Origin of the sequence: Nonomuraea sp. NPDC050394 (assembly GCF_044459065.1) — a bacterium.
Classification (GTDB): domain Bacteria; phylum Actinomycetota; class Actinomycetes; order Streptosporangiales; family Streptosporangiaceae; genus Nonomuraea.
This window is the reverse complement of the sequence record NZ_JBITIO010000022.1, coordinates 101,337-119,544: the sequence shown is the minus strand read 5'-3', so window position 1 is coordinate 119,544 and position 18,208 is coordinate 101,337. Positions and strand designations below refer to the sequence as shown.

Here is an 18,208-nt window from a genome sequence, read left to right as displayed (position 1 = left end):
AATCGTGATCATCTTGGCGGCAACCTTTCCCTGCCTTTGCGCGTCATTGGCGTAGACGTGTTCTGTCCCGGAGCACGTCTCGACGGGGAAGGAAGTTCTTAAGATGATGCGACGTCTCGCGGCCGCGGCAGCTGCTGCCGCGCTCGGCACCGCCGTGCTGGCGACCGCCACTCCCGCCATGGCCGAACCTCCCGGCCTCGGCTTCGACACCGGCGACTACGGCGACGGCGGCAACACCCGCCTGTCGTTCGACGCCAACCCGGAGCCGGTCTGGAAGGGCTCGCGCCTGTCCCTTGAGGGCAAGCTCTCGGTGCAGTGCGACGAGGACTACATCAACGGCTACGTGCAGGTGTTCAACGCCGACCACTGCCGTGAGGGCAGCTGGTACTGGCTCGGCGGCAAGCGGATCACGATCCTCTTCAAGCCGAACTACTCCGGCCGCTGGCACTACGTCGACACGGTCCGCACGAACAACGGCGGCTACTTCCACACCGGGGCCCGCGCCTGGACCTCCGGCACGTGGAAGGCGGTCTTCGAGGGCAGCAGGTACCTCGAGGGCTCGGCCGCGACCGACTGGGTGCGGGTCATTCGCCACTAGTCACAGCGCGAGCGGAACGCCCGGCCCTCTTGTCCCGAGGGGCCGGGCGTTTCGCTGTCCGCGGCTCCGGGAGTCAGAGCAGCTGTCCGCGCTCCTGGAGTCAGACCAGCTGTCCGAGTCCAAGGCTCAGACCAGTCGTTCTCGCTCCAGGACTCAGACCATCGGGATGAGCGTCTCGGCCGGGCGGGGGCCGACCGGGCCGCGGGCGTCGGCGGCCGCGAGCATGCGGGCCGCCTCGGCCAGCACCGCCGGAGGCTGGGTGAACGGCAGGCGGACGTAGGACTCCAGGGTCCCCTCCAGGCCGAACCAGGGGCCGGGCGCCAGCCGTAGCCCATGGGTGGCCGCGGCCTCGGCGAAGGCGATGGCGTTGCCGCGCGGCAGCCGTATCCACAGGGTGCCGCCGCCACGCGGGACGGTGAAGCTCCACTCGGGCAGGTGCGCGCGCACCGCGGCGACGAGCGCGTCACGCGAGGCGCGCAGCGTGCGGCGGCGCTCGGCGCGCGTCTCCTCCATCCGGTCGAACAGCCGCGCCACGATCAGCTGCTCCATCACCGGGCTGGCGATGTCGACGGCCGCGCGGTGCAGGGCCAGGCGGCGGGTGAGCGCCTCGGTGCTGCGGATCCAGCCGATACGCAGCCCGCCCCACCACAGCTTGGACGCCGACCCGATCGTGATCACGCGGCTGTCGGTGTCGAAGGCGGCCATCGGCGCGGTGCCCGGCACCTCCTCCATCGCCAGCTCCGCCCAGGTCTCGTCGATGAGCAGCATGGTGTCGGTACGGCGCGCCGCCCCCACCACCGCCGCCCGGGTGGCGTCGTCCATGAGCGCCCCGGTGGGGTTCTGGAAGTCGGGCATCAGGTAGGCGAGCCTGGCCGCCGACTGCCGCATCGCGCCCGCGACGAGGTCGGCCTGCCAGCCCGCGTGGGTGATGCCGACCGGCGCGATCCTGGCGCCGCGCTGGCGGGCGGCGTCGATGGCGTGCGGATAGGTGGGCGACTCGACGAGCACGGTGTCGCCGGAGCCGACGAGCAGTCCCATGACGAGCTGGATGGCGTGCTGGGAGCCGGTGGTGACGAGGATCTGCTCGGGCCGGGTGGCCAGGCCGCGCGCGCCGTAGTGGGCGGCGATGCGCTCGCGCAGCACGGCCAGGCCCATCGGGTCGTAGCCGTTGCCCATGCCGTAGCGGCCCACGTCGTCGACCGCCTCCAGCATGGCCTGGCGCAGGTGCGAGGTGGCGCCGGGTGCGGCGCAGTGCAGCTGGAGCAGCCCGTCGTCGCCGGTGGACAGCCACGGGTTGTCGGCGGTGGTGGCCGGGTCGGGCAGCTCCGTCCAGCTTCCCGACCCCTGGCGGCTGTCGAGGTAGCCCTGCTCGCGCAGCAGGTCGTAGGCGGAGGTCACGGTGGTGCGGCTGACGCGAAGCTGCTCGGCCAGATGGCGCTCGGCGGGCATGCGCACGCGGACCGGGATCTGGCCGTCCAGGATGCGCGCCCGTACCGCGCCGGCCAGCGCGCGGTAGTAGGGCCGGGCGTCCCGCGGCACCGCGACGAGCCTCGCGACCTGCGCCGCACTCAAAAACCTCATAAGGCCACTTTTCATGATTGGCCCTTTTGGCGCAACCCGAACACCTGCCACCATGAGACCACTATGAGCGAAATGTCCGTCCCTACCGTGGGTTCCCTTCCGTCCCGTCTCCTGCGCCTCTACGGCGGCCTGGCCCTGTACGGCCTCGGCATCGGCCTCCAGATCGAGTCCGGCGTGGGCAACAGCCCGTGGGACGTCTTCCATCAGGGTGTGGCACTCAGGACGGGCCTGACCATCGGCACGATCATCATCGCGGTCGGCGCGCTGGTGATGCTGCTGTGGATCCCGCTGAAGCAGAAGCCCGGCATCGGCACGATCAGCAACGTCGTCTTTCTCGGCCTGTTCGCCGACGCCGCCCTCTGGCTGCTGCCCACCCCGGGCCACTGGGCGCTCAGCTGGACGTACCTGCTGACCGCCGTCGTCGCCATCGCCCTGGCCACCGCGCTCTACATCAGCGCGGGTCTGGGACCGGGCCCGCGCGACGGCATCATGACCGGCCTCATGCGCCTCGGCCTGTCGGTACGGCTCGGCCGCTTCCTCATCGAGATCACCGCGCTGGGCGTCGGCTGGCTGCTCGGCGGCACGCTCGGCCTCGGTACCCTCGTCTTCGCCCTGGCCATCGGCCCGCTCACGCAGATGTTCACCCGCTGGTTCCCGCTGACGCGGGAGGGCCCCTGAACCTCCCGTGGAAGCCGACGGGCATGACGCGACATGATCGATGGCTTCCACGGGACCACCCCGCGGACGGGTAGCGTCGGTCCCATGCGGATCGAGGACTACGCGATGATCGGGGACATGCAGTCGGCGGCCCTGGTGGGCAGAGACGGCTCCATCGACTGGCTCTGCCTGCCGAGGTTCGACTCACCATCGTGCTTCTCCGCCCTGCTCGGCGGCGAACGCAACGGACACTGGTGGCTCGGACCCACCGGCAGGCGGGCGGCGACCAGACGCCGCTACCGGCCCGACACGCTCATCCTGGAAAGCGAGTGGGACACCCCCACGGGCACCGTGCGCGTGATCGACTTCATGCCGCCGCGTGACAAGAACCCCGACGTCGTCCGCATCGTGGAAGGCGTCAGCGGTGAGGTCGAGGTCTCCACCCAGCTCCGCGTCCGCTTCGACTACGGCCGCATCGTGCCGTGGGTGCGCCGCAGCGACGGCCACCTGCAGGCCATCGGCGGCCCCGACTCGGTCTGGCTGCACTCCCCCGTCCCGCTCAAGGGCGGCGACTACGCCCACCGGGCCACGTTCACCGTCCGCGAGGGCCAGCGGCTGCCGTTCGTGTTCACCTGGCACCCCTCGCACGAGCCGATGCCCCGCGAGATCTCCGCCGAGGGCCAGCTCGCCGAGACCGAGGCCATGTGGGCCGAATGGGTGGCCAGGTGCACCTACGAGGGCCCCCACCGCGACGCCGTCGTACGTTCGCTGATCACGCTGAAGGCGCTCACCTACGCCCCCACCGGCGGCATCGTCGCCGCCCCCACCACCTCGCTGCCCGAGGACATCGGCGGCGTGCGCAACTGGGACTACCGCTTCTGCTGGCTGCGCGATGCCACCCTCACCCTCGACGCCCTCATCAGCTCCGGCTACATCGAGGAGGCGGGCGAGTGGCGCGCGTGGCTGCTGCGCGCGATCGCGGGCCGCCCGCAGGACCTGCAGATCATGTACGGCGTCGCCGGCGAGCGCCGCCTGCCCGAACTGGAACTGACCTGGCTGGACGGCTACGAGGACTCCCGCCCGGTGCGCATCGGCAACAACGCCGTCAACCAGCTCCAGCTCGACGTCTACGGCGAGGTCATGAACTGCCTGTTCGTCTCCAGGAAGATGGGCCTGGGCGCCGACGACCGCGCGTGGGCCATCCAGCGCGAGCTGCTGGCCTACGTCGAGGAACACTGGGACGAGCCGGACGAGGGCCTGTGGGAGGTACGCGGCCCGCGCCGCCACTTCACCCACTCCAAGATCATGTGCTGGGTCGCCCTGGACCGGGCGATCCGCTACGTCGAGGAGTTCGGCCGCGTCGGCCCGGTCGACCGCTGGAAGCGGCTACGCGAGGTCGTCCACGCCGAGATCTGCGACAAGGGCTACGACCCGGTACGCAACACCTTCACCCAGTCCTACGGCTCGACCGAACTGGACGCGGCGCTGCTGCTCATGCCGCTCATCGGCTTCCTGCCCGTCGACGACCCGCGGGTGAGCGGCACGGTGGCCGCCATCGAGAAGGAACTGCTGTCCGACGGGTTCGTGCTGCGCTACCCGGTGGCCGCCGACAACGACGTCGACGGCCTGGCCGGGGCCGAAGGCGCGTTCCTGGCCTGCAGCTTCTGGCTGGTCGAGGTCATGGCGCTGCAGGGGCGCAAGAAGGAGGCGGAAGAGCTGTTCGGCCGCCTGCTCGGGCTGCGCAACGATCTCGGGCTGCTGGCCGAGGAGTACGACCCCCGCTACGCCAGGCTCGTCGGCAACTTCCCGCAGGCCTTCAGCCACGTGCCTCTGGTCCACGCCGCCCGCGCCCTGTCGTGACCCGTCCCGCCGGATGAACGGTACGGCCGCCGCGGCGGCGCGGCCGTACCGGGCACTGAGGCCGCCCCGGCGGCGCGCGCTCACGCGGGCCGCCGGTGGCGGGGTCTTCCCAGCCGGCCGGGAACGGTCATCGGAGCTCCTTTGTCAAGGCAGGAACGCCGGGGACGGGATCGCCGGGAAGGGGTTGTCGGGCGTCAGGATGACCCGGCGCGTCTCGCCCTCCTGCTCGGCCGCGTCCAGATGCAGCAGCGCCGCCCCGATGCCCGCGGCCCCGACCATGTAGCCGGTGTCCGCGCTCACCTCCCCCGGCCGCAGCCGCCGGTAGGCCTGGTACCACCGGTGGCCCCGCCCGTCGTGCCCGGTCGCCCGGCCGATGAGGTGCTCGGCGAGCGTACGCGCGTACTCCCGGTACGGCTCGCGGCCCGTCGCCGCCCACAACCCGACGAACAGTTCCACCAGACCGGCCGTCCCGCAGCACTGGCAGGCGGAGTTCCAGTAGCCGTTGGTCTGCTGGTACGGCACGCCGCTGGCGATGATCCCGGCGGCCAGGCGCTCGGTCCAGTCCAGGTCGCCCGGATCGCCGGCCACGCGGTAGAGCTCGTAGAACATGCGGGCCACGCCCGCCGAGCCGGAGCAGTAGCCGAGATAGTGCAGCCCGCGCCCGTGGGGCACGTGGTGCGGCACGTACGCCGCGTGGCCCGTCACCACCGCCACCGACTTCACGAACCCCGATCCGCGCCTGGCCGCCTCCAGGAAACGTTCGTCGCCGGTGACGCCGTACAGGCGGGCCAGGAGGAAGGCGGTGCCGGCCGTACCGCTGTAGAAGCCGGGCGTGACCGCGTCGGCCGGGATGCCGGGGCAGTCCCCGAAAAGGTGCCCCGGCACCGCCCGCGTCGCGATGCGTTCGCCCGCCTCCAGGGCCGCCTGCTCGTAGGCGGGCACGCCGAGCATGGCCGCGGCGCGCAGCAGCCCGAGCACGATCCCGCCGTCGCCCCGCTGGGCGGGGTCGTTCGACCAGCCCGGTCCTCCGGCCAGCGGACGGGCCCTGGCGACGATGTGGCCGGCGGCGGCCCGCGCCTCGTCTTCGAGCCGCTCCTCGCCCAGCACCCATCCGGCCTCGGTGAGCGCGAAGACGGTCCCGGCCAGGCCGTGGTAGAGCGTGAGGTCCTGCTGCTCCCGCCAGGTGGCGGCCAGGTACCGGGCGCCTTGGCGGGCCTCCTCCAGGTACGCCTCGTGGCCGGTGGCGGCGGCCAGGTCGAGGAAGAACAGCACGATGCCGGCGGCGCCCGCGTACAGGGAGGCCGGTTCCGATCCCACGGCCGCGCGGCCTCGGTGATCCGGGTTGGCCTGCCAGCGCCGCCCGTGCACGTGGTCGGACCCCGCCGACCTGATCCAGCGTCCGGCCAGGATGGCCGCGTTCAGAGGAGTGGTCCGCTCGTGGCTCACCCTCGCCACTATCCCACACATTTGGTAGGAAATTAAGGGATCGACACGACTTCCCGCGCGGAAGTGCCGGACGCGGGCTCAGACGGCCAGGCGGGCGAGCACCTGGGCGAAGTCCGGGGGCGGGGTGACCACGAGGCGGGCGTGGCCCTCGTGCAGGACGATGTCGGCCCGCAGATGGGTCAGGCGGCCCTCGTGCCACCAGTACACCTGGTCGCTCAGGCCGTCGGTCCGCGCGGCGTGCAGGCGCAGCCGTTCGATGGCGCGCACGACGCCGAGGCCGTTGACCGGGTGTACCAGCAGCGTGTACGGGTCGGGCAGGACCACCAGCACCCCGTCCCTCGGCACCGGAAGGTAGTCCGGCAGCCAGCGCAGGTGTGTCGGGGCGGCCGGGGAGGGGCCGGTCAGGCGGGTGACGGGGGTGCCGGACAGCTCGATGGACTCGACGGTCAGCCGCTCACCCTCGCGCACGTTCCTGGAGGCCAGTTCGAGCGCCTTGGCCGACGGCAGCGGCCAGCAGCCGGCCTCCTCGGGGCGGATCAGGCGGGGGCCGACGCTCAGGAGTTCCACCAGGTCGCCGTTCAGGTGGCGGCCGACGACGCGGGTCAGGTCCTCGACGGCGTCCACGGCTTCCACGCGGGTACGCAGCAGCGGGCGTACCTGGTCCAGGTCGCAGAAGTCGACCAGGTCACCGGAGACCGCGTTGCCGAGGTGCTCGGAGACGAGCGTGGGCCAGTCCTCGCGGGGCCGTCGACCGGCCTCCCTGCGCAGGCCGGTCAGCCGGACCAGAACGAGCCCGTCCCGCATCGGCCGGGTGTCGCGGCCCAGGTCGAACGCCGACCGGACGCCACCGGCCGGGCCGGGTGTCAGGGTCAGGGTGGCACCGTCGGCGGCGAAGTCGCAGCCGTAGCCCAGCGAGTCCGCCACCAGGGCGAGAAGCGAATCGAGGTCCACGTCCTCAGGGCGGCGGCGGGACGGCTCACGCCTGAAGAATTTCACGCGCTCTATCCCCTCATGCCGGTTTCGTCCCTGCGTGTTTCTCCTACCTTGCCGTGCCGACGTCGCTGAACTGACCAGCCAGCGAGCACGATTCGGTATCGATAGCACCAAGCGCACCAAGCCAGACGCTCAGCTGCGGAGTGCCGTGTCCCACGGGAAGCCCGGCCAGCACGGGGACGCCGAGCGGCAGCAACCGCTCCCGGAGAACGGGGTACGGGTCCCCGCACTCCTCCCAGGAGCCGAGCGCAAAGCCGAGCACTCCTTGGAAGGCCCCAGCCCGCTGGAGTTGCGTGAGCATCCGGTCGATGCGGTAAGGCGCCTCCCCCACATCCTCCAAAAACACGATATTTCCGGTAAAGCGTGGCTGCCACCGGGTCCCGCACAGCGACGCCAGCACCGACAGGTTCCCCCCGGCGATCGGACCGGCGGCTCCGGCAGGCCCCTGCGACAGCATCGACGTGCCCGCCACCGACCACGGCTCGCCCTTCAGCGCCCCGGTCAGCGACGCCCAGGTCGCCGGTTCCGGCCCGCCCTCGTCGGAGAACGTCGTGCAGGCCGGCATCGGCCCGTGCAGCGTCGCCACCCCGAGCTCCGCCCGGAACGCGTGGTGCAGAGCCGTCACGTCGCTCGACCCCACGAGCGTCTTGGGCCCGGCGGCCCGCATGGCGTTCCAGTCCAGCAGGTCGAGGACCCTGGCGGCGCCGTACCCTCCCCTGGTGCAGAACACCGTGGTGACGGCCGGATCGCACCAGGCGGCCTGCAGGTCGGCGGCGCGCGCGGCGTCCGAGCCGGCCAGGTGGGGAAGGTGCTGGCGCGCCATCGTGTGCGCGCCCACCACGACCCGCACGCCGAGCCCTTCCAGCAGCGCCACCCCGCGCGCGAGCCGGACGGCGTCGGGTGGTCCGGAGGGGGAGACGACGGCGACGGTGTCACCCGGCCGCATGAACCAGCTCCTTGACCAGCGCCGGCAGCGCCTGTCCGATGGGCTCGCGGACGACCTCGTGGGCGAAGTCGTCGTAGGGGGTGGGCTGGGCGTTCATGACGACCAGGCGGGCGCCGGCGTCGATCGCCTCGCCGCACAGCCCGGCGGCCGGATGCACGGTCAGTGACGTGCCCACCGCGAGGAACAGGTCGCAGGACCGCGCCGCCTCCAGCGCCGCGTGGATGACGAGCGGCTTGAGCGACTGGCCGAAGGAGATCGTGTCGGCCTTCTGGATGCCGCCGCACTCCGGGCAGGGCGGGTCCTCCTCCCCCGCCTCGACCCGGTCGAGCACCTCGCGCATGGGCGTGCGCAGCCCGCAGGACATGCAGACGACGTGGAAGAGCGTGCCGTGCAGCTCGATGACCTTCTCCGGCGAACTGCCCGCGCGCTGGTGCAGTTCGTCGATGTTCTGGGTGACCAGGGCACGCAGCAGGCCGGCGCGTTCCAGCTCGACGAGGGCGGCGTGGCCGCCGTTGGGGCCGGCCCGCCAGGCGGCGTGCTCGCGCCTGCCGATCCACGCGCGGCGCCGTACGCCAGGGTCGGCCAGGTAGTTGTCGATGGTGTACAGCTCCTGGGCGGCGGGGTCCTTCGTCCATACTCCCTGGGGCCCGCGAAAGTCGGGAATCCCGGAATCCGTGGAGATTCCCGCACCTGTCAGGACGGTCACCGACATTGGCTCGCTCACCTGGCAAACGGTGTCACACTTGGATGCCGTATGCGACTTCCGCCTCACATCCTCGTGGTCAACGGCATCAAGGTCCGCCGCCCGGTGTTCCTGCTCGGAGCCCCGCATTCGGGTGCGGACCTGCTCGCCCGCGCGTTGAAACGTTCCCCCGGCTTCCACGTGACGACGGGCAGGGCCTGCGTGGCCAACGTCGTCTACGCCTTCGCCCGCAAACCCTCGATCGCCAGTGGTCCCGGCGCCGTCCGCGTACTGCGCGACTCGCTGGCCGAGTCATGGCAGGTGCTGCGCGGCTCGTGCGCGCTGTGCCCGGAGACCTGCCGTGAGGCCGGCGGCGTGACCGGACTCGGCCCGTGCGTGGCCACCAACACCGTGACCCGCTTCGGCGACGCCAGCCCCGACCTGCTCTACAGCGCGCCGGTGCTACGGCAGGCCTTTCCCGACGCCCGGTTCCTGCAGCTGATCCGCGACGGCCGCGACGTGGCGGTGGACATGCTGGCCGACCCGTCGTGCCTGGCCTGGTTCCGTCCGGTCATGCTGGCCGAGGGCACCGAGTTTCCGAACGCGTTCCTGGGGCTCAACCGCGACGAGCACCGCGAGCGCTGGCGGGACATGCCGGCCGCGGGCAAGTCGGCGCTGCGCTGGCGCAGCGCCGTGCGCCTGAGCGCCTCCCTGCGCCGCGACCTGCCCGCCGAGCAGTTGCTGACGCTGCGCTACGAGGACCTCGTGCTGCGGCCCGCGCAGACGATCGCGTCGGTGTCGGAGTTTCTGGAGACGCGCGTGTCGAAGGTCGCCCTGTACGGCCGGCCGGCCCCGAAGGTCGGCTCCTGGCGCTCCGGCCTGCGCCCCGACGACCTGGCGCTGGTGGAGAAGGTCGCCAGACAGGAGCTCACACGCCTGGGCTACCTGTCGCGCTGAACTGGGTGCGGTAGAGCTCGGCGTACAGCCCGCCGCGCTCCAGCAGTTCGTCGTGCCCGCCGCGCTCGGCGATGCGGCCGTCCTGGACGACGAGGATCGTGTCGGCCTCGCGGATCGTCGACAGCCGGTGGGCGATGACCAGCGAGGTACGCCCGGCCAGCGCCGTCTTCAGCGCCTGCTGCACGGCCGACTCCGACTCGGAGTCGAGGTGGGCGGTGGCCTCGTCCAGCACGACCACGCGCGGCGCCTTCAGCAGCAGCCGGGCCAGCGCGAGGCGCTGCTTCTCCCCGCCGGACAACCGGTAGCCCCGGTCGCCGACGACGGTGTCGAGCCGGTCGGGCAGCGCCTCGACCAGGTCGGCGATCTGCGCCGCGCGCAGCGCCTCCCAGATCTCCTCCTCCTCGGCGCCGGGCCTGGCGTAGCGGAGGTTGGCGCCGATGGTGTCGTGGAAGAGGTGCGCGTCCTGCGTGACGACGCCCACGGTGTCGTGCAGCGAGGCCAGCGTGGCCTCGCGCACGTCGACGCCGTTGACGCGCACCGCGCCCTCGTTCACGTCGTACAGGCGCGAGACCAGCGAGGTGATCGTGGTCTTGCCCGCTCCCGAGGGGCCGACGAGGGCGATGAGCTGTCCCGGTTCGGCGGTGAACGAGACGCCCTTGAGCACCGGGTGCGACGGACCGGTGTCCTGGCGGGCCACCGACTCCAGGGAGGCCAGTGAGACCTCCTCGGCCGCCGGGTAGCGGAAGTGCACGTCGTCGAAGGTGATCGTGACCGGGCCGTCGGGCAGCGGCCTGGCCTCCGGCTTCTCGGCGACCATCGGCCTGAGGTCGAGCACCTCGAAGACCCGGTCGAAGCTGACCAGCGCCGTCATCACGTCCACGTGCACGTTGGACAGCGAGGTCAGCGGGCCGTACAGCCGCATGAGCAGCGCGGTCAGGGCGACCAGCGTCCCGAGCTCGAAGACGTCGCGGGTGGCCATGACGCCGCCGATGCCGTAGACCAGCGCGGTGGCCAGGGCGGCGACCAGGCCGAGCGCGACCCGGAAGATGGTGCCGTACATGCCGACGGTCACGCCGACGTCGCGCACCCTGGCCGCCCTCCTGCCGAACAGGTCGGTCTCCTCCTGCGGCCTGCCGTACAGCTTGGCGACCATCGCGCCCGCCACGTTGAAACGCTCGGTCATCACCGAGCTCATCTCGGCGTCGAGTCGCATCTGCTCGCGCGTCAGCGCGGACATGCGGCGGCCCACCCACTTGGCGGGCACGATGAAGACCGGCAGCAGCACCAGCGCGACCAGCGTGACCTGCCACGACAGCGCGAGCATGGCGCCGAGCACGAGCAGGAGGCTGATGACGTTGGACACCACCGACGACAGCGTGGTCGTCAGGGCGCGCTGGGCGCCGATGACGTCGGTGTTGAGGCGGGAGACCAGCGCGCCGGTCTGGGCACGCATGAAGAAGGCCACCGGCATGCGCTGCACGTGGTCGAAGACCTCCGTGCGCAGGTTGTAGATGAGGCCCTCGCCGATGCGCGAGGAGAACCAGCGCTGCGCCAGCGTCAGCCCGGCGTCCAGCAGGGCCAGCGCGGCGATCGAGACCGCCAGCGCGATCACCACGCCCGGCCGCTTGGGCAGGATGCCGTCGTCGATGATGGCCTTCATGAGCAGCGGGTTGGCCACCACGATGACCGCGCCCGCCACGACCAGCAGCAGGAACGCGGTGATCTGCTTCTTGTACGGCCGCGCGTAGGAGGCGATGCGCCGCACGGTGCCGGGCGTCAGCCGCTGGTCCATGACCGACTCGTCACGGCGTAGCGACCGCATCGCCTGCGGGCCGAACCCGCCACCCATCATCGCCATTGTCTGGTCAGCACGCGGGCGCCTGCGGCTGTTCCCCTCTCAGCTCCCGGCGAACAACGCCCGGATCCGCGCCGCCTGCTCCGTCCGCTCGGCGGCGCTCTGCTCCTCCAGGGTGCGCGTCTGCGCCCCCTGGAGGAGACGCTTGGTCGCCGCGGCCGCTTCCCTGTTGGTCGACAGCAGCTGCGCGACCTTCTCCTGTACGGCTTTCGCCAGCTCACCCGGTTCGACGACCTGTTCGGCCAGGCCGATCCGGAAGGCCTCCTCCGCCCCGACGATGCGGGCGGTCAGGCACAGGTCCTTCGCCTTGGCGAGGCCCACCAGCTCGACCAGCGGCTTGGTGCCGGTCAGGTCGGGGACCAGGCCCAGTGCGGGCTCCTTCATGCAGAATTTGACGTCGTCGGCCACGATCCGTAGATCGCAGGCAAGCGCGAGCTGGAATCCGGCGCCGATCGCATGGCCCTGAACGGCCGCGATCGAGACGATCTCCGGACGGCGCAACCACAGGAATCCCTGCTGTGCTCGTTCGATCCCCTTGTCGAACGTGTCCTGATCCTGCCGGGCCACAGAGCTGAACGAGCCCTGTCCCGGAACCCCCTCAGGGGTGAACATGCGTAGGTCGATCCCTGCCGAGAAGGACGGTCCCTCACCTCTCACCACGACGACGCGCACCCGCTCCGGCAGGCTGTCGCCGATGCCGGCCAGTGCCGACCAGGTCGCGAACGTTTGCGCGTTCCGCTTCTCCGGTCGTGCGAGCGTGATCGTGGCAATCTCACCGTCCACCTCGAAGCGCAGGCCCGCCTCCTCGAAAGAGGCGTCCCTCGCACTCCCCCCGCGCTGATAAGGCGCCTTCGCTTCCGCCATCGCCTCGCTCCGTCCGTCGCTGTGCCGTCGCGCCCGAGCTTACAGAATAAGATTCTGACCCGGGCGCGACGGCCGGTCGACTGGAGACGAAGCGGCTGCGGTCGCGACGTTCCGAGGCGGCCTTAGCGCTTGGACTTGCCTCGGGTCGCCCCGCCGCGCCCGCGCAGAGTCACTCCGGACTCGCTGAGGATGCGGTGGATGAACCCGTAGGAGCGACCGGTCGAAGCGGCCAGGGCGCGGATGCTCTCACCCGCGGCGTAGCGCTTCTTGAGATCACCGGCCAGCTTGTCGCGGTCGGCCCCGGTCACCCGGGTGCCTTTCTTCAGAGTCTCGGCCACGAGTACCTCCTGTAGTGCCAGACTTCCGCAGCGTTACACCGCCATGATCAGTCATTTCAGCGGGATCGGCTACCTACTCCACGGGAAAAGATCCGTACCCACTCAAATTCAGATCAGGCGAGTGCCACAAGATCGGAAAATTCCTCGCTCCACGCGTCTTCAGTTCCGTCTGGTAGCAAGATCACCCTATCCGGTGAAAGTGCATCAACGGCACCCTCGTCATGGGTAACCAGGACGATTGCTCCTGAATACGACCGCAAAGCGCTGAGGACTTGCTCCCTGGAGACGGGGTCGAGGTTGTTGGTGGGCTCGTCCAGGAGGAGGACGTTGGCGCTCGACAACACCAGCAGCGCAAGGGCAAGCCGGGTTTTCTCACCTCCTGACAGCACCCCCGCCGGCTTGTCGACGTCGTCGCCGGTGAACAGGAAAGATCCGAGGACCTTTCTCAGCTCGGTGTCGGTGTACTCCCCGCCGGCCGAGCGCATGTTCTCCAGGAGGGTGCGATCGGCCTCCAGGGTCTCGTGCTCCTGGGCGTAATAGCCGATCTTGAGGCCGTGACCCGGGCGGATCTCGCCGGTGTCGGGATCCTCGACGCCGCCGAGGATGCGCAGCAGCGTGGTCTTGCCCGCGCCGTTGAGCCCGAGGATGACGACCCGGTGACCTCGGTCGATGGCCACGTCGACGTCGGTGAAGACCTCCAGCGAGCCATAGGACTTCGACAGGTCCACGGCCTGCAGCGGCGTCTTGCCGCACGGGGAGGGGTCGGGAAAGCGCAGCTTGGCGACCTTGTCGCTCTGCCGCTCCTCCTCGGTGCCGGCCAGCAGGCGGTTGGCGCGGCGCATCATGTCCTGGGCGGCCTTGGCCTTGGTGGCCTTGGCACGCATCTTGTCGGCCTGCGCCAGCAGCGCGCCCGCCTGCTTCTCGGCGTTGGCACGCTCGCGCTTGCGGCGCTTCTCGTCGGTCTCGCGCTGGTCCAGATAGGCCTTCCAGCCGACGTTGTAGTGGTCGACCACGCAGCGGTTGGCGTCGAGGTGGAGGACCTTGTTGACCGTCGCTTCAAGAAGACCGACGTCGTGACTGATGATCACCAACCCGCCGTGATGTGATCGCAAAAAATCACGAAGCCACCCGATTGAGTCTGCATCAAGGTGGTTTGTCGGCTCGTCGAGAAGGAGAGTTTCCGCTCCGCTGAAAAGAATGCGTGCCAATTCCACGCGTCTGCGCTGGCCGCCCGAGAGCGTTTCGAGCGGCTGCTTCAGGACCCGGTCCGGCAACCCCAGGCTGGAGGCGATCGAGGCCGCCTCCGCCTCTGCCGCGTAGCCGCCCAGGACGTGCATCTGGTCCTCGAGCCTGCCGTACCTGCGCACGGCCTTCTCACGGGTCTTGTCGTCGGCGGAGGACATCGCCAGCTCCGCCTGGTGCAGCTTGCGCAGCACCTCGTCCAGGCCGCGCGCCGACAGGATGCGGTCGCGCGCCAGCACCTGCAGGTCGCCGGTACGCGGGTCCTGCGGCAGGTAGCCGACCGCGCCCGTGGTCGTGACCGTGCCCGCGGCGGGCAGGCCCTCACCCGCCAGCACCTTGGTCAACGTGGTCTTGCCCGCCCCGTTCCGGCCGACAAGTCCTATCTTGTCGCCTGGGTTGACGCGGAAGCTGGCCTTCTCGATCAGCAGACGCGCACCGGCGCGCAGCTCGATGTCAGTAGCAAGGATCATGGTTGAAAGGACGCTCCCGGGCTAGGAAAGGACGTCGGAGACGTGGGCATGCTTGCGCCGGTTAACCGGGAGTGTGCATGCGGCCAGTCTACGGGCCCCCACGGCTCCCGGGTTCTGGGTCCACGACCCGGATGCGCACCGCGCGGAACTGCTCCGGAGCCTCCTTCAGCACCGCCAGCCGGGGATCGGGCACCACCAGGAACGGCTCCACCTCCAGCGCCACCAGCGGCGCCAGCCGCCGATCGGCCCTGAGCGCGTCGGCGGCCTTCCGGTCGCCCCCGAACACCACCGCCTCCAGCCCGTCCAGGTGCGGCGTCAGCACCCGCAGCGCCGTCTCGGCCGCGGCCTCGAACGCCTGGTTCGCCTGGAGCGCGCGCCGCCTGGCGAACCGCTGCTGCGACCAGCCGCCGGCCGCCGTACGCCCCTGCACGAGCCGTGACCCCACCTTGGACGCGACCAGCTCGCTCCCCTGAAACACCCCGGCCGCGTACCCTCCGAGCCGCACCAGCACCACACCCACGCGCCGGTCACGCTGAGCGTGCGCCACGAACCTGGACACAAAAGGCGGCCCCTGGGTCAGCGGCGGAAACGGCACGTGCATCTCCGCCAGCGCCCCGTCCTCGGCGCGCAGCCGCACGACCAGCCCATCCCCGCTGGCCTCGAACGCACCGTGCCGGTCGGCGAACCCATCGATCCACCTGTTCATCCGCCCGGGCGCGACCGCCACCCATCTCCCCCCACCCCGCGCCGGCCCCATCCCCGCACCCTATCCGCTCTCTTCTGCTCTCCCTCTGACAGATCTCCCGCTTGAGGGCGCCCATCCGTTACGGCTGTCGCCGCCCACCGCCACCCGCCGCCGTGCGCCGGCGCCGATCGTGGGGATCGCTTCTCACGTCGGACGTGGTCCCCACCGCGACGGCCCTTCGTCACCCCCTCCCGGTCAACCACCTCCCGGGGCTCTCCCGCGGCACGTGTTGTCCGGCACACCCCGCCTCATGGCAGACGCTTCGCCCTGTCCCGGGTGGCAGGTGCTGTGCGGGGGCCGCGTCGCGGGGCCGTGCCGCGTTCGGGGTTCTGGTCAGGGGCCGTTGGGGTTCGGGCGGGGTTCTGGTCAGGGTGGGTGGGCGCTGGGGCTTTCGGGGCTGAAGGCGGCTGGTTGGGGGTGGTGGGGCCTGGGGTGCAGGTGGGGTGGGTTCCGGACGTGAACGGGGGCTGGGGGTGGCCAATTCGGGGGTTCGGTGGTAAGGAACACCGCCTGAAATGTCGGTGAACTTCGTTTCCCGGCACTTATGCCGCACCGGTTGCCGGGCGGATCATTTTTGCGTGTCTTCCCAGTTCACAGCCCCTGTTGTAGATCTTGACACGGGGGCGGTCATCGCGACGCACGCCACAGACAGCATCCCCCAGGGACCGCTGCCGCTGCTGCTCGACCTGCCCGTCCAGGTGGTCCTGAACGGCGCCGGCGCGCTGGCCCCGCTCCACGAAGCGCTCCGCCGGGCCGGGCGGCACCCGCGGGAGGTGGTGCTCACCCTCCGGGGCACGTGTGGGGAGACCGAGAAGGACGTGTTCAAGGTCGGCCTCGACGGGCTGCGGGCCCACGGTTACCTGCTGGCCTTCAGCGGGTCCGGCGGCGTGCCGCTGGATCTGGTGTCGCAGGCCTCGCCGTACCTGCTGCTGCTGGAGACGGAGCTGGTCGCGCGGATGCCGCGCGACCACCGCAGCGTCGCGGTGGCGCGCGCGACCGCGACGCTGGCCCGCGGGCTGGGGGCGCATGTGCTGGCGCCCGGCGTGGAGGACGAGGCGGAGCTGGGCGCGGCGCGCAACTGCGGCGTGCGTCTGGCCTACGGGCCGCTGCTGTCGCCGGGACCCGACGGGCGGGTGCGGGTGCCGCTGCCCGCGCCCGAGGAGACGCCCGAGGCGTTCATGCTGGGGCCGAGAGTGCAGGAACTGCTGCTGCCGGCGGTGACGCTGCCCGCCCAGGCCAACGCCGAGGACGTGGTCGCGGCGTTCGGGCACGAGCCGTCGATCTCCAGCGTGATCCTGGTCGACGAGTACCAACGGCCCAAGGGGAGCCTGGACCGCAGCCGGTTCCTGCTGTCGTTCGCGGCGCGCTACGGGCACGCGCTGCACGGCAAGAAGCCCGCCCACCGGCTGGCCGACCCGCCCAGGACGGTGCCGCGCACCACCCCGGCGGTGGCGGCCATGCAGGCGGCGGGGCGCGACTCGATGCGCGTGTACGACGACCTGGTGGTGACCGACGAGCTGAACCGCTGCCTGGGCATCGTCCGCGTCTCCGACTTGATCCGGCATGTCGCCAAGACCTGACCTGTCGTGAAACCGTGATGGATCGGCCCTGTCTCGCGGCCTCGCGTGCGGGTAAGCAGGAGGCGTGAACCAGCAGCTGAACAGACGGGCCCTGCTCAGCGCCGGACTCCTGACCGGAGTGGGCGCCTGCACCTCCGCTCCCCCGGCCGCCGCCCCGACCGGCGGCAGTCCGGCGCCACCGCTCAAGGCCGACGACTGGGCGTCGGTGCGCGCCCAGTTCGACCTGCCGAAGGATCGTGCCGACTTCGCCGCGTTCGTGCTGGCCCGCCACCCCGCCGAGGTCCGCCGCGCGATCGAGGAGCACCGCAGGGGGCTGGACGCCGATCCCGAGTACCTTCCCGCCGGGGGCAACCCCGACCAGGCCGTACGCGAGGCCGCGGCACGCTACCTGGGCGGCGCCCCGGCCCAGATCGTGCTCACCGACAGCACCACGATGGGCCTGGCCCTCCTGTACGGCGGCATCAAGCTCCTGCCCGGCCAGGACGTGCTGACCACCGAGCACGACTTCCTGGCCACGCACGAGGCGCTGCGGCTGCGTACCGAGCGCACCGGCGCCGCCGTACGCAGGGTGCGCCTGTACGACGAGCCCGCCAAGGCCTCCGTGGACGAGATCGCCGGCCGGCTGCGCAAGGCGATCGGCCCGAAAACCAGGATCGTCGCCGTCACCTGGGTGCACTCCAGCACCGGCGTGCGGCTGCCGGTCAAGGAGATGGCCGCGGTCGTCGCCGAGGCCAACAAGGGCCGCGAGGACAAGGACCGGGCGCTGCTGTGCGTGGACGGGGTGCACGGCTTCGGCGCCCTGGCCGACGGCGCTGAGGACCTCGGCTGTGACTTCCTGGCCAGCGGCACCCACAAGTGGCTGTGCGGGCCGCGCGGCACCGGCATCGTGTGGGGACGCGCGTGGGAGGCGGTCGTGCCGCTAATCCCGAGTTTCGGCCAGGCCAGTTTCGACTACTTCTTCGAAGGGTCCTCACAACAGCCGGTCACCGCCGAGTACTTCACTCCCGGTGGCTACAAGGCGTTCGAGCACCGCTGGGCGGCCGGCGCCGCCTTCGCCTTCCAGGAGGCGATCGGCAAGGACCGGGTCCAGGCCCGCATCCAGGAACTGGCCACCCGCCTCAAGAGCGGCCTGGCCGGGGTCGCCCACGTCAAGCTGGCCACGCCGGTCGCGCCCGAGCTGTCGGCGGGGCTGGTGTGCATGGAGGTGGACGGGATCGCCAGCCCGTACGAGGCGGTGGGCAGGCTGCGCGAGCAGCACCGGATCGTGGCCAGCAGCACCCCGTACCGCGAGTCGCTGCTGCGTCTCGGGACCACGATCATGAACACGCCCGAGGAGGTCGACCGGGCGGTCAAGGCGGTCGCCGCCCTGCGCTAGCCCCGAGCGGATCTCCCGG

Annotated in this window: 16 protein-coding genes; 6 read left to right on the top strand and 10 right to left on the bottom strand. The window is 71.1% G+C overall.

Annotated features, from left to right (window positions below):
• Positions 1-103: 103 nt before the first annotated feature.
• Positions 104-598 carry a hypothetical protein gene (locus ACIBKY_RS49560; RefSeq protein WP_397108689.1) on the top strand — a complete coding sequence of 165 codons (495 nt, stop codon included), beginning with the start codon at positions 104-106 and terminating at the stop codon, positions 596-598.
• Positions 599-751: 153 nt separating this feature from the next.
• On the opposite strand, the gene ACIBKY_RS49555 is transcribed toward ACIBKY_RS49560, so the two are convergent.
• Positions 752-2,179 (bottom strand): PLP-dependent aminotransferase family protein, encoded by a 1,428-nt coding sequence (locus ACIBKY_RS49555; RefSeq protein ID WP_397108687.1) that lies wholly within the window; start codon positions 2,177-2,179, stop codon positions 752-754.
• Between the two features lie 72 nt (positions 2,180-2,251).
• On the opposite strand from ACIBKY_RS49555, the gene ACIBKY_RS49550 reads away from it, so the two are divergent.
• Complete coding sequence (locus ACIBKY_RS49550; protein ID WP_397108685.1) at positions 2,252-2,857, top strand: YitT family protein; 606 nt, start codon at positions 2,252-2,254, stop codon at positions 2,855-2,857.
• Between the two features lie 84 nt (positions 2,858-2,941).
• Positions 2,942-4,696 carry a glycoside hydrolase family 15 protein gene (locus ACIBKY_RS49545; protein ID WP_397108683.1) on the top strand — a complete coding sequence of 585 codons (1,755 nt, stop codon included), beginning with the start codon at positions 2,942-2,944 and terminating at the stop codon, positions 4,694-4,696.
• Positions 4,697-4,840: 144 nt separating this feature from the next.
• Here the strand turns inward: ACIBKY_RS49545 and ACIBKY_RS49540 are convergent, their stop codons facing one another.
• The 4 genes from ACIBKY_RS49540 to ACIBKY_RS49525 form a co-directional block, all read right to left on the bottom strand.
• Positions 4,841-6,142, bottom strand: coding sequence for a lanthionine synthetase LanC family protein (locus ACIBKY_RS49540; RefSeq protein WP_397108681.1), 1,302 nt, complete (start codon positions 6,140-6,142; stop codon positions 4,841-4,843).
• A 78-nt stretch (positions 6,143-6,220) separates the two neighbouring features.
• Complete coding sequence (locus ACIBKY_RS49535) at positions 6,221-7,138, bottom strand: hypothetical protein (RefSeq protein ID WP_397108679.1); 918 nt, start codon at positions 7,136-7,138, stop codon at positions 6,221-6,223.
• Positions 7,139-7,181: 43 nt separating this feature from the next.
• Positions 7,182-8,081 (bottom strand): LD-carboxypeptidase, encoded by a 900-nt coding sequence (locus tag ACIBKY_RS49530; RefSeq protein WP_397108677.1) that lies wholly within the window; start codon positions 8,079-8,081, stop codon positions 7,182-7,184.
• Positions 8,068-8,793 carry an SIR2 family NAD-dependent protein deacylase gene (locus tag ACIBKY_RS49525; RefSeq protein WP_397108721.1) on the bottom strand — a complete coding sequence of 242 codons (726 nt, stop codon included), beginning with the start codon at positions 8,791-8,793 and terminating at the stop codon, positions 8,068-8,070. Before ACIBKY_RS49525 ends, ACIBKY_RS49530 begins: the two co-directional genes overlap by 14 nt.
• 42 nt (positions 8,794-8,835) lie before the next feature.
• On the opposite strand from ACIBKY_RS49525, the gene ACIBKY_RS49520 reads away from it, so the two are divergent.
• Entirely contained in the window at positions 8,836-9,720 is an 885-nt protein-coding gene (locus ACIBKY_RS49520) for a sulfotransferase family protein (RefSeq protein ID WP_397108675.1), read from the top strand.
• Here the strand turns inward: ACIBKY_RS49520 and ACIBKY_RS49515 are convergent.
• The 5 genes from ACIBKY_RS49515 to ACIBKY_RS49495 form a co-directional block, all read right to left on the bottom strand.
• Complete coding sequence (locus tag ACIBKY_RS49515; RefSeq protein WP_397108673.1) at positions 9,692-11,578, bottom strand: ABC transporter ATP-binding protein; 1,887 nt, start codon at positions 11,576-11,578, stop codon at positions 9,692-9,694. The genes ACIBKY_RS49520 and ACIBKY_RS49515 overlap by 29 nt on opposite strands.
• 39 nt (positions 11,579-11,617) lie before the next feature.
• A complete protein-coding gene (locus ACIBKY_RS49510; RefSeq protein ID WP_397108671.1) occupies positions 11,618-12,439 on the bottom strand; it encodes an enoyl-CoA hydratase/isomerase family protein in 822 nt (273 codons plus the stop codon).
• A 122-nt stretch (positions 12,440-12,561) separates the two neighbouring features.
• On the bottom strand, positions 12,562-12,777 hold the full coding sequence (locus ACIBKY_RS49505; protein ID WP_157247547.1) for a helix-turn-helix domain-containing protein: 216 nt from the start codon (positions 12,775-12,777) through the stop codon (positions 12,562-12,564).
• Between the two features lie 113 nt (positions 12,778-12,890).
• Complete coding sequence (locus tag ACIBKY_RS49500) at positions 12,891-14,489, bottom strand: ABC-F family ATP-binding cassette domain-containing protein (RefSeq protein WP_397108669.1); 1,599 nt, start codon at positions 14,487-14,489, stop codon at positions 12,891-12,893.
• A gap of 88 nt (positions 14,490-14,577) precedes the next feature.
• Entirely contained in the window at positions 14,578-15,216 is a 639-nt protein-coding gene (locus tag ACIBKY_RS49495) for an acVLRF1 family peptidyl-tRNA hydrolase (RefSeq protein ID WP_397108667.1), read from the bottom strand.
• Positions 15,217-15,812: 596 nt separating this feature from the next.
• Between ACIBKY_RS49495 and ACIBKY_RS49490 the strand changes: the two genes are divergently transcribed.
• Positions 15,813-16,814, top strand: coding sequence for an EAL domain-containing protein (locus ACIBKY_RS49490; RefSeq protein WP_397108665.1), 1,002 nt, complete (start codon positions 15,813-15,815; stop codon positions 16,812-16,814).
• A gap of 64 nt (positions 16,815-16,878) precedes the next feature.
• A complete protein-coding gene (locus ACIBKY_RS49485) occupies positions 16,879-18,189 on the top strand; it encodes an aminotransferase class V-fold PLP-dependent enzyme (protein WP_397108663.1) in 1,311 nt (436 codons plus the stop codon).
• The last annotated feature ends 19 nt before the right edge of the window (positions 18,190-18,208 follow it).

Coding starts and splice junctions, on each gene's coding strand:
- ACIBKY_RS49545 (WP_397108683.1), top strand. CDS start 2,942: ATGCGGATCGAGGACTACGCGATGATCGGGGACATGCAGTCGGCGGCC.
- ACIBKY_RS49515 (WP_397108673.1), bottom strand. CDS start 11,578: ATGGCGATGATGGGTGGCGGGTTCGGCCCGCAGGCGATGCGGTCGCTA.
- ACIBKY_RS49500 (WP_397108669.1), bottom strand. CDS start 14,489: ATGATCCTTGCTACTGACATCGAGCTGCGCGCCGGTGCGCGTCTGCTG.
- ACIBKY_RS49510 (WP_397108671.1), bottom strand. CDS start 12,439: ATGGCGGAAGCGAAGGCGCCTTATCAGCGCGGGGGGAGTGCGAGGGAC.
- ACIBKY_RS49525 (WP_397108721.1), bottom strand. CDS start 8,793: ATGTCGGTGACCGTCCTGACAGGTGCGGGAATCTCCACGGATTCCGGG.
- ACIBKY_RS49520 (WP_397108675.1), top strand. CDS start 8,836: ATGCGACTTCCGCCTCACATCCTCGTGGTCAACGGCATCAAGGTCCGC.
- ACIBKY_RS49560 (WP_397108689.1), top strand. CDS start 104: ATGATGCGACGTCTCGCGGCCGCGGCAGCTGCTGCCGCGCTCGGCACC.
- ACIBKY_RS49530 (WP_397108677.1), bottom strand. CDS start 8,081: ATGCGGCCGGGTGACACCGTCGCCGTCGTCTCCCCCTCCGGACCACCC.
- ACIBKY_RS49550 (WP_397108685.1), top strand. CDS start 2,252: ATGTCCGTCCCTACCGTGGGTTCCCTTCCGTCCCGTCTCCTGCGCCTC.
- ACIBKY_RS49555 (WP_397108687.1), bottom strand. CDS start 2,179: ATGAGGTTTTTGAGTGCGGCGCAGGTCGCGAGGCTCGTCGCGGTGCCG.